General features: G+C 37.1%; 14 protein-coding genes and 1 pseudogene. 11 read left to right on the top strand and 4 right to left on the bottom strand.

Annotated features, from left to right (window positions below; genetic code table 11):
* Positions 1 to 25 precede the first annotated feature (25 nt).
* Genes MHB41_RS08940 through MHB41_RS08930 form a run of 3 tightly spaced genes read left to right on the top strand, consistent with a single transcriptional unit; the run spans position 26 to position 3,178 of the window.
* Positions 26 to 1,216, top strand: coding sequence for an MFS transporter (locus tag MHB41_RS08940; RefSeq protein WP_267542740.1), 1,191 nt, complete (start codon positions 26 to 28; stop codon positions 1,214 to 1,216).
* A gap of 28 nt (positions 1,217 to 1,244) precedes the next feature.
* Positions 1,245 to 2,279 (top strand): Gfo/Idh/MocA family oxidoreductase, encoded by a 1,035-nt coding sequence (locus tag MHB41_RS08935; protein ID WP_061109940.1) that lies wholly within the window; start codon positions 1,245 to 1,247, stop codon positions 2,277 to 2,279.
* Between the two features lie 32 nt (positions 2,280 to 2,311).
* Positions 2,312 to 3,178, top strand: a complete 867-nt coding sequence (locus tag MHB41_RS08930) for a sugar phosphate isomerase/epimerase (protein ID WP_061109939.1) — start codon at positions 2,312 to 2,314, stop codon at positions 3,176 to 3,178.
* Positions 3,179 to 4,060: 882 nt separating this feature from the next.
* Here the strand turns inward: MHB41_RS08930 and MHB41_RS08925 are convergent.
* Together MHB41_RS08925 and MHB41_RS08920 are read right to left on the bottom strand one after the other, a co-directional pair.
* Positions 4,061 to 4,207, bottom strand: a pseudogene (locus MHB41_RS08925) (YdhR family protein); the annotation flags it as partial.
* 168 nt (positions 4,208 to 4,375) lie between these two features.
* Positions 4,376 to 4,564, bottom strand: coding sequence for a hypothetical protein (locus MHB41_RS08920; RefSeq protein ID WP_061109938.1), 189 nt, complete (start codon positions 4,562 to 4,564; stop codon positions 4,376 to 4,378).
* A 492-nt stretch (positions 4,565 to 5,056) separates the two neighbouring features.
* Between MHB41_RS08920 and MHB41_RS08915 the strand changes: the two genes are divergently transcribed.
* From MHB41_RS08915 to MHB41_RS08885, 7 genes are all read left to right on the top strand, one after another.
* Positions 5,057 to 5,710 (top strand): helix-turn-helix transcriptional regulator, encoded by a 654-nt coding sequence (locus MHB41_RS08915; RefSeq protein ID WP_267542741.1) that lies wholly within the window; start codon positions 5,057 to 5,059, stop codon positions 5,708 to 5,710.
* Positions 5,707 to 6,081 (top strand): RidA family protein, encoded by a 375-nt coding sequence (locus MHB41_RS08910; RefSeq protein WP_024427108.1) that lies wholly within the window; start codon positions 5,707 to 5,709, stop codon positions 6,079 to 6,081. The genes MHB41_RS08915 and MHB41_RS08910 overlap by 4 nt, the downstream gene beginning before the upstream one ends.
* A gap of 72 nt (positions 6,082 to 6,153) precedes the next feature.
* On the top strand, positions 6,154 to 7,257 hold the full coding sequence (locus MHB41_RS08905) for a threonine synthase (RefSeq protein WP_267542742.1): 1,104 nt from the start codon (positions 6,154 to 6,156) through the stop codon (positions 7,255 to 7,257).
* A 28-nt stretch (positions 7,258 to 7,285) separates the two neighbouring features.
* Positions 7,286 to 7,627: a hypothetical protein gene (locus MHB41_RS08900; protein ID WP_176967399.1), complete on the top strand. Its 342-nt coding sequence runs from the start codon at positions 7,286 to 7,288 to the stop codon at positions 7,625 to 7,627.
* Positions 7,628 to 7,809: 182 nt separating this feature from the next.
* Entirely contained in the window at positions 7,810 to 9,972 is a 2,163-nt protein-coding gene (locus tag MHB41_RS08895) for an MMPL family transporter (protein ID WP_267542743.1), read from the top strand.
* Between the two features lie 101 nt (positions 9,973 to 10,073).
* Positions 10,074 to 11,258: a sensor histidine kinase gene (locus tag MHB41_RS08890; RefSeq protein WP_267542744.1), complete on the top strand. Its 1,185-nt coding sequence runs from the start codon at positions 10,074 to 10,076 to the stop codon at positions 11,256 to 11,258.
* A gap of 5 nt (positions 11,259 to 11,263) precedes the next feature.
* Positions 11,264 to 11,914 (top strand): response regulator transcription factor, encoded by a 651-nt coding sequence (locus tag MHB41_RS08885; protein ID WP_034283472.1) that lies wholly within the window; start codon positions 11,264 to 11,266, stop codon positions 11,912 to 11,914.
* Positions 11,915 to 12,482: 568 nt separating this feature from the next.
* On the opposite strand, the gene MHB41_RS08880 is transcribed toward MHB41_RS08885, so the two are convergent.
* Entirely contained in the window at positions 12,483 to 12,827 is a 345-nt protein-coding gene (locus tag MHB41_RS08880) for a helix-turn-helix domain-containing protein (protein WP_267542745.1), read from the bottom strand.
* Positions 12,828 to 12,949: 122 nt separating this feature from the next.
* Between MHB41_RS08880 and MHB41_RS08875 the strand changes: the two genes are divergently transcribed.
* Positions 12,950 to 13,531, top strand: coding sequence for an NAD(P)H-dependent oxidoreductase (locus MHB41_RS08875; RefSeq protein WP_267542746.1), 582 nt, complete (start codon positions 12,950 to 12,952; stop codon positions 13,529 to 13,531).
* Between the two features lie 448 nt (positions 13,532 to 13,979).
* Here the strand turns inward: MHB41_RS08875 and MHB41_RS08870 are convergent, their stop codons facing one another.
* Positions 13,980 to 14,567: a TetR/AcrR family transcriptional regulator gene (locus MHB41_RS08870; RefSeq protein ID WP_034283465.1), complete on the bottom strand. Its 588-nt coding sequence runs from the start codon at positions 14,565 to 14,567 to the stop codon at positions 13,980 to 13,982.
* Positions 14,568 to 14,782: the final 215 nt, after the last annotated feature.

The raw sequence follows: 14,782 nt of genomic DNA, 5'->3' as shown, positions 1-14,782 counted from the left end.
CTTCTGATCACAGCCTGCCAAATAAATGGATGTGGTCATCGCGAAAGACAAAGTCCTATTTTCTATCATTTCATTTTTCTTTTGGTTTACACAGTTTCTCTATGTCCCGATTTTATCACCTTATTTAAAAACACTTGGTGGACACTATACCTTTATTGGTATCGTGTTAAGTAGTTACGGGCTGATGCAGCTTTTTTGCAGGCTACCTGTGGGGATCTTTTCCGACTTCTTACACATGAGAAAACCGTTTATTGTCTTCGGCATGATGACGGCCACTTGTAGCTGTCTTTTATTTGCCTTAACGGACGCCTTCATATGGGGGCTTATTGCGAGGTGTCTTGCTGGCTTAGCAGCAGCAACATGGGTTGCCTTCACAATAATGTATGCGAATTATTTCAAAGAAAATGAATCACAGAAGGCAATGAATTACATTTCATTTATCGTTGTCCTCGCGCAGTTGTTAGGTATGAGCTTTAGTGGTTATATCGTCGATATCTTTGGATGGAAAGCACCGTTTTGGATTGGATCCTTCATCGGCTTGATTGGTCTTGTTTTATCACTTTTTATTCTCGAACAAAAAACAGAAAACAAGACCCAATTGAAAATGAAGCAACTCATTAAAGTCGCGAAAGAACCAGCGTTACTAAAGATTTCACTGTTGTCTATTTTAGCGCACAGTATGATTTTTACGACGATGTTTGGATTTACATCAACGTATGCACTCACCATCGGCATGAAACAAAGTGAACTTTTTTACGTTGTCTGTTCTTTTATGATGCCGCACACCTTAGCACCTTTATTACTTGCGAGACTGCTTAAGGAGGCGAATAAAAGAAACATCTTAATCGGTTCATTTACGGTTGCCTCATTTTCGATCTTTATGATTCCTTTTATTCAACAAAAGGTCATCTTTTATATCAACCAAGGAGTAGGTGGACTTGCATTAGGTTTTATTTTTCCAATACTTCTAGGAATGGCCATTGAATCTGTGTCACAAAGTTTTAGAGCGACTGCCATGGGTGCGTATCAAGCATTATATGCACTTGGTATTTTCGGTGGTCCGTTTATTGCAGGAATGGTCAATCATGTATTTGGCATCGCATTTGGATTTTATTTTGAAGCCATCTTAGGGGTATGTGCAGTCGGACTTATTATGACAAAGACTTTTGAAAAGATACAAAATCATGATACACACACGATTAAGCGCCATACATAAAGCGCTTTCATTCAGAGGGGGTTCTCAAATGAAATTAAGAATTGGTGTTATTGGTACTGGAGCAATTGGTCAAGAACATATGAAAAGAATCACAAATACATTGTCAAAAGGAAAAATTGTGGCAGTAACAGATGTGAATCAAGCGCAAGCCCAAGCGATTGTAAACGCATTACATTTAGATGCAACAGTCTACAACGATGGCCATCAACTCATTCAAGCTGATGATGTTGATGCGATTATCGTCACTTCTTGGGGACCAACACATGAAGAGTTTGTATTAGCTGCGATACAAGCAGGAAAACCTGTTTTCTGCGAAAAACCACTTGCGACAACAGCAGAAGGGTGTAAGCGCATTGTGAATGCTGAAATCGAAGCAGGGAAGTTATTCGTGCAGGTTGGATACATGCGCCGTTATGACCCAAGCTATCTAGCATTGAAAGCAACTCTTGATCAAGGAACTGTTGGTGAACCATTAATCATTCATTCTGCACATAGGAACCCAACAGTACCTGAAACTTATACTGGTGATATGTCAATTGTCGATACATTTATCCACGAAATTGATATTCACCGCTGGTTACTAAACGACGACTATGTGTCAGTACAAACAATTGCACCAAAGAAAACAAGTCAAGCAGCCGATCACCTTCAAGATCCAATCATAGTCTTGATGAAAACAAAACGTGGGGCACTCATTAGTGGAGAAATTTTTGTCAATTGTGAGTATGGATATGATATTCAGTGCCAAGTCGTTGGAGAAAAAGGAATTGCCAGTCTTCCTGAGCCTGCTACGGTTGTTTTGCGTACTGATGCAAAACATTCAAAAGATATTTTAGTAGACTGGCAAGCTCGTTTTAAAAGCGCGTATGATGCTGAACTACAAGATTGGATTGATTCTACATTAAAAGGGGAAGTCAATGGTCCAACAGCATGGGATGGTTATGTCGCAGCAGTCACATCTGATGCATGTTTAGAAGCGAGAGTATCTGGTGAAGTCACTCCGATTCACCTTGATGACCGCCCAGCATTTTATGATCAAGCATTAACAACCGTCCAAAAATAAATACTTAGCTGAAAAAGAAAGGGAGATTGAACATGATTTTAGCATACGACCCGTCTCATTACCGTGATCATACAAATTTAAAAGATACAATTGATAACGTTGCAAGACTCGGCTATGAATATGTAGAGCTGTCCCCGCGTAAAGATTTCATTTGGTTTTATGACTATCCAAAAGTTGATAAACATTTGATCAGAGACTTAAAGAGATATTGTCGTGATGCAGGTGTAAAAATTTCTTCTGTACTTCCTGTTCAACAATGGTCTTCACCAAATGAGCAAGAGCGGCAAGCGGCAGTGAGAAACTGGAAAAGATGTATTGAGATCACATCAGAACTTGGTGTTGATCTCATGAACAGTGAATTTAGTGGAGACAAAACACGCCCTTTAGAAAGTGAAGCAGCATTTGTCAGATCAATGGACGAACTGATGCCAATCTTTGAAAAAGAAGGGATTAAGCTAAACCTTCAGTCACATCCACATGACTTTATAGAGTTGAACATTGAAGCGATCCGCATGATTCGTGCACTAGATAAAGAATGGATCAAACTTGTGTATTCTGTTCCCCATGCGTTCTTCTATGACGATGGGATTGGTGATGTAGAGAAGCACCTTGGTGAGGCAGGAGATCTGCTTGCACATGTATTAATCGCAGATACACTAAATCATAAAGCAGCTCACGGGCTACGTTATATCGTGAATCCACCAGATGCCAATGTAACCGTTCACCAGCACTTGAATCCTGGTGAAGGAGAAATTAATTTTGAAGCACTTTACCGGAAATTACGCGAAATGAAATTCGATGGAATTGTTACAAATGCAGTCTTTGCATATTCTGATCGCCCAGAATGGTCGAATGAAATCACGTTAAAGTCCATTAAAGAAGGATTAAACATCAAATAATAAAAAAAACCAGCGTTTATTCTCAAATAAGGGAACGCTGGTTTTTCATATGTGTCGATTGCATATTTTCAGTGCTTGTGCTCGATGCAAAATGTGTCTTTAACACCACGGTCGCGATGGCGCCATTCGACCTTGAGAAAAGTTCCAATGGATTTGTCAAATCGAATAACACAAAAGTCTTTTATCATAAAAAGTGAGAGGTTAAGCAGCCGGGCTTCCCGATTGCTTCGCTTGTTTATAATTGAAAAAGGAGATGATTAAATGAATTACTATAAATTACTTGTATCAATTTGCACCATAGTATTAATCTGCTCAGCATGTTCAAAGAGTAGGATGCAGTGGTAGACTCTCCAAAAAGAGAGTTAAGCAGCTTAAAAGATAGTAAATTTGCTGTAACTTTTTCAGAGGTAATGGACAGGGGTTGCGAAATAGTCAACTATGATAACACAGGGAAGACTTTTTCTAACGTATCAATGAAAGACTGTGTGGGATTCACGTCATCTACTCAGAGCAATAATAACATCTACTTTTCATCTAATAAGTCTAACTTTCACATATCTCTAGATAAGAAAACTGAGGAGTAAGCCCTCTACATACAAAGTCACTTTCAAAATCTACAGATGACGAGGGTGCGTTCTTTATTAATTACTCTAATGGTTATTCTGCATGATATAAACGTTGGTTACACAGGTAATGGCTTAGTAAGAGAGTTGGTCTACTGGAAATAAGATAGGAATGACAAGAAATAGGTTGAACTAGACGGAGAGTTGACATCGCTTTCTCCTCATCATTCAAACGGGGGAATGCCTGATGAAGCAACGTTATGACGAGGGAATAAACAGGTCTTGAACCTATTGTATAGATAATGATTTCACCCTCATCCTCATTTTTTTGAGCATTCTCCGTCCATATTTTCCATATGAATCCGTCTTCCACATTTATACTTTTCGCTAAATCAGAAAACTCTTTTGCCATTTCATCACCGAAAGGACCCTTCATCTTAAAATCTATCTGTAATAAGTGTACTATCGTCATTCTCCTTATGTTGAAGTTGTAAAATAGAGTTCTCCCAGCACTTCTTTCATTTGATACTGCTCTCGCGGAAGTTCCTTCTCCATAAAAAAACGTACATCTGATGGGTCAACTAGCAGGATTAATTGGACTTGTTGTTCTAATGGCGGATTGTGTTTAGGTTTTTTAGCGATTGAATTGTTTTCGAAGAACTAGGCATGAGACAGCGAATACAGCGAAAGCGCCCGCTGATCCAGCAGTAAACACCAGCTCAAATTGTTCTGGTTTGGACTTGAATAACAAAGGGACAGAAAGAATGAGAGCAGCACCACTAAAGCCCAATCCTAATATCAACGTTGCCAATAATTTATTCATAGAAACACCTCTTACACTCAGAATTAGAACAATGGAAACGACTGATTCAAGAATCATCGTTATCACATTCCTAGTTGGAGTGTATCATATGATGGCGGACGATTGGTTTCTTTTCATTAAAACACACAATCGTGAAATAAACTTTTTAAACGAACGGTGTACGTTATAATATAAATGTGATGTACCTTTAAACGATTTCCATAAAGAAGAGGAGATGCATACGATGACGGCATTTCTTTCATCCATAGCCTGAAAGAAGAAATGTTTGCAGGTGATACCGTATCAATGGAACGGTTCAGGTGGGGAATTGAAGTCATTTTGTATGGAATCCAGCAAGAAATCAATTAGAAAGGAGCACGAGCAAAAAGCAGTCAATGGCTGCTTTTTTTATATTTTCTCAACCTTTTCAACATATATAAAAAAATCTATATATTGTTTTTATATATATAAAATTTTATAATCTAGTGGAATAAACAAATGAGGTGCTTAGGCATGGAAAATACGAAGAATTTATTAGAGAGCTATATTCCTTTAGCAAAATCTACGGCAAAAATGTTTGGACCAAATTGTGAAGTAGTGATTCATGATTTAACGAACCCTCAAGCATCTGTCATGTTTACAGTAAATAACCATGTGACAGGAAGAGAAATCGGTCAATCATTTGATCATCTAGTCAAGACTGTATTACAATCAGAAGATTATCTTGCTGGGTATACATTTAAAACAGAAGACAACCGTACCATTCGTTCTTCGACTTCATTAATTCGTGATTCTAAGAAAAAGGTGGTTGGAGCATTCTGTATCAATTTTGATGTTGAAGCATTGAATCAAATGCAGCAATTTATGGATACTTTTCTTTCTACAAAAGTTGAAGTTCAAGAGAATGAAACAACATCAAATGATGATTTTGATAATGTGGAAGGAATAGTAGATCAATTGATTCAACAGATCATTCAAAACAGTGTCCACCCAGTTATGAAACGTCATGAAAAAATTGAATTAATAAGGTTCATGGATGAAAAGGGAATCTTTTTAATGAAAGGTTCGGTTGAGAAGGTCGCATCTATGTTAGGTATTTCTAAAGTCACTGTCTACAGCTATTTGGATGAGATCAAACATAAATCGAATGAAGGGAAAACGAAATGAAAAGTATCCTTGAGGTAGGGAATCTAAAATCCAACGGACACTATGCATTCGCAACCATTCATCAAAACACGGTCTACGTTTCAGGACAATTTGCCATCAATCCAGAAACGAGAGAAAAAGAATTCGGCCCCATTGAAGAAGAGACATTACAAGCGCTTAAGAATGTGGAGATGATTGTAGAAGCAGCCGGAAGTAAAAAAGAAAAGATTTTGCGTATGACATTATACATTTCGGATATTGAACTATGGGACAAAGTAGATGCGGTTTATACTGAATTTTTCGGTGAACATCAACCAGCACGGACTGTTGTACCAACGAATGAATTACATTTTGGTTTCAAAATTGAAATTGATGCTATTTCTTATATTTAGAATATTTTTTTGCCCATGTTATATAAAAAAATATATTTCATATAAAAAATTATTTAAAGGAGCTGATGATTGATGGATCAATTGATTTGCAACCATTGCGGCAAAAAGTATGAGATGACACCAACTTTATGGAAATGTGATTGTAACGGCGTATTAAATCTGGTGAAAGATACCCCTAAAATAGATATAGAGGCTTGGAATCACTACCCAAACTCATTATGGCGTTATGTTGAAACCATGCCATTTTCAAAAGGTTCTAAGACTTGGGAATCTGTGACAATGGGTGAAGGTCAAACTCCGTTAATCGTTTTAGATCCTAATGAGCCAAACACTTATGTAAAAGTTGATTATATGATGCCTACGCTATCCTTTAAAGATCGAGGAGCTGCTGTTTTAATGACAAAAGCAAAGGAATTAGGGGTATCAAAAGTCATTGCGGATAGCAGCGGGAATGCAGGAACGGCGATTGCCGCTTATGCAGCTCGCTGCGAGATTGCATGTGACATCTATCTAAGCGATGAAACTTCACCTAAAAAGGTCGCTCAAATAAAAGCCCATGGAGCAACGATTAAAGAAATTCGCGGTACACGAGAGGATATTGCAGCCGCGGCCCAAAAAGCAGTAGGCGACGAAAACGTTTTTTATGCAAGCCATGTGTATCAACCTTATTTTTTTGAAGGAACAAAAACATACGCCTATGAAATTTATGAACAAATAAAAGGAGCACCTGATGCTATAATCATTCCGGTTGGAAATGGTACTCTCCTCCTAGGTGCGTATTATGGTTTTAAAGAGTTATTTGAAAATGGTTTGATTCATCAAATACCGAAAATCATTGCCATACAAGCGAAAAACTGTGCACCTCTTGTGAAAGCTTATCAAAATGCGAAAGAATCAGCATCGCCTGTTACGAATACAGGAACCTTGGCAGAAGGGATAGCCATTGCTGCCCCGGCGCGCTCCAAACAAATTCTAGAAGCTGTACAAAATACCAATGGCACATTTATAGATATTGAAGAAGAAGAGATATTGAATGCACGCTCTAAGCTAAGTGAGAAAGGATTTTATGTGGAAGTGACATCTGCAGTCAATTTTGCTGGCTACATGAAATATAAAAAGAAATCAAAAGAAACAATCGTCATACCTCTTTGTGGTGCAGGAATTAAATCAAAATAACCCAAACTTGAAATCGGAGGAATGTTTCATGGGTTTGGATTTTACTCATTGCGAAGCACATTGGTCATACAGTGACTTCCATGGTTTTAGAAAAAGATTAGCTGCTTGTATTGGTATGAATTTAGATGATATGGAGGGGTTTGGTGGGGAAATACCCTTTGAAAACTACCAGGATGACATCATCCCATTGCTGGAACAGCCCGATTCTGATCGTTACTTATCACCAGATGTTTGTCAGACCGTTGCAGCTAGATTGCGTCAACTGATCCGCCATTGGCCAGATGATGATATAGATAAAATGAACGCTCTCTATCTAGCAGAGGGAATGGAACTAGCACATCAACAAAATGAGATATTGGGATTTATATAGGAAGAGGATATGTTGTCATATGGCAGATCTTCAATATATATGAAGGGTATCTCAAGAGAGATGCTCTTTTTCTTGCCTGAATGTACAATCCCTTTTGCCCAAAAGTACAATTTTACTTCACTATTTCATTGCGTAGAATAAAGAGGTGAATATCATGAATTCGATGAAAAAGGAGTAAGTGAATGGCTAAATTTTTATATAACTTAGGAAACTTTGCTTTTATGAAGCCTAAACGAATGTTAATCGGTTGGTTACTTATTTTAGTAGCTGTAGTTGCAGCAACAATAGGGACAGGCGTTTCATTTAATGGAGATATGTCGATTCCAGGAACAAAATCTGAAAAGGCGATGGATCTCTTGGAAAAGAAGTTCCCAGCAGGTGATGATGGGGGAACGATTCGTCTGATATTTAAAGCACCTAAGGATGAAACATTAGAAGCAAAGAAAGTAAAACATAAAATAAATGAGACGATGAAAGAAATTAAAAAGGATAAAGCAGTTAAGCAGGTGACCGATTTATATCAAAACTTCACGATAAGTAAAGATAAGAAGATAGGATATGCGGATATTACGTATCGAGTGAAAGCGGATAAGGTAAAGGAATCCTCAAAAGAGAAAGTATTAAATAGCATAAAGATTTCAAGAGATGCCGGCATCCAAACGGAATTAGGCGGCTCCGTCACATTCTCTGAAATTGAAGTAGGTGGGATTTCTGAAATCATAGGGATTGTCTTCGCCTTCTTGATTTTAGTCTTTACATTTGCTTCACTTTTGGTCGCAGGATTACCAATATTGACGGCTGTGATCGGGTTAGTCATAGGTGTTATGGTCATTTTAATCACCTCAAACTTTGTAGAAATGTCTGCATTTAGTCTCATATTAGCGGTGATGATTGGTCTTGCAGTAGGAATTGATTATGCACTGTTTATCATTTCAAGATATCGACAGCTGTTAGCAGAAGGCTACAATTTGAATGAGGCTGCTGCTAGAGCAGTGGGTACCGCAGGAAGTGCTGTATTATTTGCGGGCGTCACTGTTATTGTTGCATTATGTGGACTTGTATTAGTTGACATACCGTTTCTAGGTATCATGGGCCTTGTGGGAGCCTTTATGGTACTATCTGTTATGCTTGTTTCTCTGACGATTGTTCCAGCTATACTAGGGCTTCTTGGAGATAAGGTGAGTCCTTCCAGACAAAATAAGTTATTTTCTAAATTACAGCCAAAAAAAGAGAAAAAAACAATGGGCTGGGGAAGATTTATTCAAAAGCATCCGGGTAAAATAATGCTAGGTGTCATTTTATTGACAGGATTGGTAAGCTGGCCAGCACTTCATATGGAGCTTGGCCTTCCGGATAACGGTATGAAAGGCAAAGAAACAACTGAACGTAAAGGATACGATCTTTTAGCAGAAGGATTTGGCAAGGGATTTAATGGACCACTTGTTGTCATCATAGATGCCTCTCAAGCAGATAAAACGAGGAAGTCCAAGTCCATCGAGGAATCATCAAAATTGTTAGAAAAAATGGATGGTATCAAACAAATCACGCCGGCGATCCCTGATCAATCGGGTGAGTACGCAATGTTAACAATCTTACCTAGAAGTGGTCCGGAGGATAAAGAAACGAAGCAATTAGTAAAAGACATTCGAAATGAATCGAGTGTGACTGACACAAAGTTTCTTGTGACTGGTTCTACTGCCGTGAATATAGATATTTCAGATAGACTCAGTCAAGCATTGCCAAAATTTGCAGGAGTCATTATTGGATTTGCTTTTGTGTTAATGATTCTTGTATTTAGATCATTCCTTGTTCCATTAAAGGCTGTACTAGGGTTTTTAATGACATTAACTGCTACATTAGGTTTTGCTGTCTTTGTTTTACAGGATGGACATCTTGCCCCATTGTTTGGAATACCTGCAGCAGGCCCTCTGTTGAACTTTATGCCTGTACTAGTAACAGGAATATTATTTGGTCTTGCAATGGATTATGAAGTATTTTTAGTTAGTAGAATAAGGGAAGAATTTCTTCTATCTCAGGATGCAAAGAAATCTGTTATTTCTGGATTACAGCATAGTGGCAGGGTTGTAACTGCAGCAGGCTTAATTATGATTTTCGTTTTCGCAAGCTTTATTTTTGCTCAAGACTTGATTATTAAAACAATGGGATTAACATTGGCATTTGGGGTTTTATTCGATGCATTTGTTATTAGAATGACCTTTATCCCCGCTTGTATGATGCTATTAGGGCGTGCAAATTGGTACTTACCTAAATGGCTGGCACGATTGCTTCCGCATATTGATATTGAAGGAGAGTCAATTGCCCAAAAAGAAAAGAAGATTATATAATTTATTCTTCTTTAAATGTTAAAATTCTAATACCGCCATTGCCTCTTTCAAAGGCGGGCGGTATTTTTCGTGTTATGATGGGGTTTGGAAGGTGAACGTTTATGGATAAGAAACGGATAGACCCATTTAATGAAATGATCTATTCCCGAATTCCCACGTTATTATGGGGTATTCTTGTGTATGTTGCAGCGATGATTTTTCAGTTTTTAACAGTATCTCTATCGCTTTCAAGTTTGTTTTTTTCTGGCCTTTTTGCAATACATCTCATTTTTCATTGGTGGTCTTTTTATTTTTTCCAGAAGAAGCCTTGGATTTATTTCTTCATACAAGGAATCGTTATTCTACTTTGTGTTTTAGCTATGCCAGCTGCCTCTCCTGTTATTTTAATTGGTCTTTTACCGGTATTAATTGCTCAGAGCATCGGTGTATACTATCATACATTAAAGATTATTTTGACAGGACTTTGTTTTTATGTGCTTTTTTTTCTAGCTCTTATTTTGGCTAATGATACCGATGATCTGACTGTCTACATTCCGATTTTATTTCTTATCCTTATTGTGGTCGTTGCATACTCTATCTTATTTTTTAGACAAGTAAAGGCTAGAATTCGAACTCAAACGTTTCTAAAGGAACTCGAACTCGCACATCAGCAGGTGGAAGAGTTAACCCTTGCTAATGAGCGTCAAAGAATGGCTAGAGATTTACATGATACCCTTGCACAAGGGCTTGCAGGCATTATTATGCAATTGGAAGCTGTTCAAGCACATTTAGAGAATCAAAATACCCAGCGTGCTCAAAGCATTATCAAGGGCTCAATGAGCCAAGCGCGAAAAACACTAGGTGAGGCACGGATGGTGATTGATGATCTTCGGAAGGATCGTCATGATCAATACGATTTAACCGAAACAGTAAAAAATGAAGTAAATCGATTTACGACAGCAACGAATATCCCAATTCGCACAAAGATCTCTGTACTTCAGAATATGTCGCCTTTTTTTATTGAACATACTGTTTACATAATAAAAGAATGCTTAACGAATGTTTCAAAACATGCCAAAGCAAGCCATGTCGAGTTAGTGATCGTACAACAAGGTGATCACATCCATTTGGAAATAGCAGACAATGGAGTGGGGTTTGATGAGAAAAAACGAGAATCCACTTTTGGACATTACGGCATCATTGGTATATCAGAACGTGTCCGGCTGCTTGGTGGAGAGATCCATTTGAAAAGTAAAAAAAATGAAGGTACACAAGTAATAGTAAACATACCTTTGAAAAAGGAGTAAATACAGTGTCTTATCGAATTGTGATTGTGGATGATCATTATGTTGTGAGAGAAGGATTAAAATTAATTCTTGAAACAGACGAAAGATTTGAAGTTGTTGGAGAAGCAGAAGATGGAGGAAAGGGGTTAGATGTCATAAAAGAAAAATCCCCAGACCTTGTATTACTTGACCTCAACATGCCTATGATGAGCGGGCTTGATATGCTTAGAGAAATGCAGTCTCTTCAAATAAAAGTTCCCGTACTCATTCTGACTACTTATAATGAAGAGAACTTAATGATTCAAGGGTTACAGCTTGGTGCAAAAGGCTACCTCTTAAAGGATACCAGCAGAGAAAACTTATTTAATACAATTGAAGCAGCCATCAGAGGAGACATTTTACTTCAATCAAATGTGGCCTCAAAGGTGTTTGAATCAACCGCACACAAAGAACCTCAAGAAAAATTGAAAACAGACAACCACTCGCTTACCGAAAAAGAGATGCTCGTTTTGCAAGCAGTAGCTAGAGGGTTCCGGAGTAAGGAAATTGCATTCGATATGGGAATTTCTGAAAGAACTGTAAAAGCACATTTAACAAACATATATCAAAAACTAAATGTGACTTCAAGAGCTGAAGCAATTAAAACATCAATAGAATTAGGAATCATTCATTTTTAGATTTCATTCTCTTCATAGGGGCATAGGGGAAGTCGAATAAGTATAAGATTGTGAAAGTGCAATAAGGATTTACCCGAATGAGCTATATATTGATCTGCAAAGCATAACCTCAAGCAGGTACAAGAAAGGAAGGACAAAATGTCCTTCTTTGTTCGCATTGATACAAATTCCAAGTGGTACCGTTGTGCAGCAGCTTCTTAAAAGGCACCCTTCAAGACAAAACTGGTTCATCGTATCCTCAAACAAACTCTTGGGAGAGAGGGGCCTCGAACCACAAAGCCAAGAACGAAATTGGGTGGATTCTTAAATATCCCACATGGAGAACAGGCTTTTCAAAGTCTTAAGATCAACTTTATATGATTAACAATAAGGAGCCAGCAAAGGCTCTTTTTTTGTGCTCATCAATTGCAACACAAAAACTTCAGCCTCTGTTATGCAACCAGAAAGAGATTTGGTCAAACGGATAGCTCAAATTGTCATCGGAACGAGGAAAGATATAGCACGTTTTGAGAGAAATGAACTTAAAATTAAAAAGGATGTGTTTGAGGAGAAAGATTTGCCAGCCTAACTATTTCATTTTCATTTGTTCTTCTCCCCAATAACAAATCTCATCTAATACAGGGATCAATGATAATCCCTTTTCCGATAAACTATATTCTACTTTTGGAGGCACTTGAGGATATTCTTTACGATTAATTAACTGATCTGCTTCAAGTTCTTTTAGTGTATTGGTTAATGTTTTAAAAGAGATTGCCCCAAGCATTCGTTTCAACTGATTATAGCGAATAGGCGCATTGTTTGCATATAAAGCATACAGTACCGTCATCTTATATTTCCCACCAATTAATGATAAAGTGTACCCAAATCCAGTTTCTTTTAGATCAACATGAGCTGTAAAGGATTCTTTAGTCATTTTACACTCTCCTTTAGGTTAGTATCGCACTTTAATTACCGTACTTGTAGTACGTTATAGCATACAATAAAATGAATGTACATCAAAATATGATGAAAATAACAAAAAAGGGTGAATGAATCATGAAAACAATTGTCTATGCACATCCTTGGGACGGAAGCTATAATCATGCCATTTTGACTTCCATTACAGAAAATCTAGAAACAAAGAGAGAACCATTTCAAGTGATCGATTTATATAAAGATGGGTTTAATCCTGTTTTTTCAGCTGAAGAATTGCAATATTTTAATAAAGGAGATACACCTTATCAATTAGTTAAGGATTATCAAGAGAAATTAAATCAGTCAACTGAATTGATATTTATATTTCCTGTCTGGTGGTGGGATTTACCTGCAATTTTAAAAGGATTTATTGATAAAGTCATGTTAAGAGGTTTCGCATTCTTGGAAGATAAAAACACTGGGGCTTTAAAAGGTTTATTGACAAATATAAAAAAAACAACCGTCATCTCAACATCTACAACAGATAAGGATTATATAGAATCTGAAGGCGGGAATGCGATTCAAAGCGTTTTTATTAACAGAACTCTTGCTGACTTGGGAATTAAAAATGAAGACACCAAATGGATTCATTTTTCGGGAGTTAACTTAACAACAGATGAAAAGAGAAAGCAATTTTTAAAAGAAATATCCCAGAATATTTGATTTACAGTACCAACAAATTCGGTAACAAATCAAGGAAGCCCAAAAAGGCCCAACCTCTACGACCGATTTAATTTATTGAGAAGGTCGTAGAAGTTTTTGAAATTTAAAAGAGGTGAGATTTAGACAAACAAAAGGATAGACCTGTACAAGAAGGTAAAGCTTTGTAACTTAAGTTCTATACGTTCAGCAGACTCTTAATCACCAGTCCTTTAAGCAAAAACAAATCGAGCCTGCTCATAACCGGCAGCTAATACTAATTGACCTCTTGCAGGCGATTGATCATTGCTTTCTCCTCTAAATACCCCATTATTTTTAGCTCTGCCAGCTCAAACAGAGTGCTAACAGCAGAATGCCCACTGCCAATTACAGCAACTGTTTTATTCTAATAACGATTTGTTGCGTAATTAATAAAGGCTACTTTAAAATGGCTGAAAATAATTGATATTCATTAAAGAAAATACTTACTCATACCATTTTTAAAGATAGGCAGGGTCTTAGTCACTAGCTCTTCTGATGAAATAGGTCTACCATCCTTATTCCATGTGTATGCAGCTCCGTATATCCCCCAACTTAGCATAGTAGATAGGATTGTTATCAATTGTTTATCCTCTAATTCAATCGTATTTTCAGTTCCTTTTAGCACAAGATCAGCTATGAGCTTCTGTAACTCCTCTTTAATTTTACTTTCTATAATCGTTCCTAAAGAATGATAACCTTTAGGACATAATTCGCTTAGCTCTTTATGGTGATCACACATGGCTAGAAAAATATTTGCAATGACTTTTTCATTGAATCCATCGTGATCATTTAATCTTTTTTTCAATTTGTCTGTAAATGTATTGGTGATTGTAGAATGTAATAAATCAAATTTATCGTCAAAGTGCGCATAAAATGTAGCGCGGTTAATAGTAGCCTTTTCTGTGATATCACGTACCGTTATATTGTTGAAATCTTTTTCACTAGCTAACGAAAGAAAAGAGTCTACAATCAATTGTCTTGTACGAAGTGTTCTTGGATCTTTTTTTGGCATAATCATTTTTTCTTCTCCTTTTAAGGGTTCATATGGTGTTTAAAAACGACAATACAATAGAAGTGTTGCGTAAACAACATATCGGCTATTTTGGTTATTGTTTATGATTCTTTTTCATCTTATCATCAAATTATACAACGCGCGTTGCTTAAATAACACATGTTATTACGAAAAAGTTTTGATCAAGGAAATAATTGTGATCATTCAGAATAACAAAAGGA

This window comes from Bacillus sp. FSL H7-0578, from assembly GCF_038630855.1.
GTDB classification, from domain to species: Bacteria; Bacillota; Bacilli; order Bacillales; family Bacillaceae; genus Bacillus; species Bacillus safensis.
Note: the sequence above shows the minus strand (reverse complement) of the source record. Positions and strands in the feature narration are given on the sequence as shown.

Coding starts and splice junctions, on each gene's coding strand:
- MHB41_RS08940 (WP_267542740.1), top strand. CDS start 26: ATGGATGTGGTCATCGCGAAAGACAAAGTCCTATTTTCTATCATTTCA.
- MHB41_RS08895 (WP_267542743.1), top strand. CDS start 7,810: ATGGCTAAATTTTTATATAACTTAGGAAACTTTGCTTTTATGAAGCCT.
- MHB41_RS08905 (WP_267542742.1), top strand. CDS start 6,154: ATGGATCAATTGATTTGCAACCATTGCGGCAAAAAGTATGAGATGACA.
- MHB41_RS08880 (WP_267542745.1), bottom strand. CDS start 12,827: ATGACTAAAGAATCCTTTACAGCTCATGTTGATCTAAAAGAAACTGGA.
- MHB41_RS08900 (WP_176967399.1), top strand. CDS start 7,286: ATGGGTTTGGATTTTACTCATTGCGAAGCACATTGGTCATACAGTGAC.
- MHB41_RS08890 (WP_267542744.1), top strand. CDS start 10,074: ATGGATAAGAAACGGATAGACCCATTTAATGAAATGATCTATTCCCGA.
- MHB41_RS08875 (WP_267542746.1), top strand. CDS start 12,950: ATGAAAACAATTGTCTATGCACATCCTTGGGACGGAAGCTATAATCAT.
- MHB41_RS08870 (WP_034283465.1), bottom strand. CDS start 14,567: ATGATTATGCCAAAAAAAGATCCAAGAACACTTCGTACAAGACAATTG.
- MHB41_RS08930 (WP_061109939.1), top strand. CDS start 2,312: ATGATTTTAGCATACGACCCGTCTCATTACCGTGATCATACAAATTTA.
- MHB41_RS08935 (WP_061109940.1), top strand. CDS start 1,245: ATGAAATTAAGAATTGGTGTTATTGGTACTGGAGCAATTGGTCAAGAA.
- MHB41_RS08920 (WP_061109938.1), bottom strand. CDS start 4,564: ATGAATAAATTATTGGCAACGTTGATATTAGGATTGGGCTTTAGTGGT.
- MHB41_RS08915 (WP_267542741.1), top strand. CDS start 5,057: ATGGAAAATACGAAGAATTTATTAGAGAGCTATATTCCTTTAGCAAAA.
- MHB41_RS08910 (WP_024427108.1), top strand. CDS start 5,707: ATGAAAAGTATCCTTGAGGTAGGGAATCTAAAATCCAACGGACACTAT.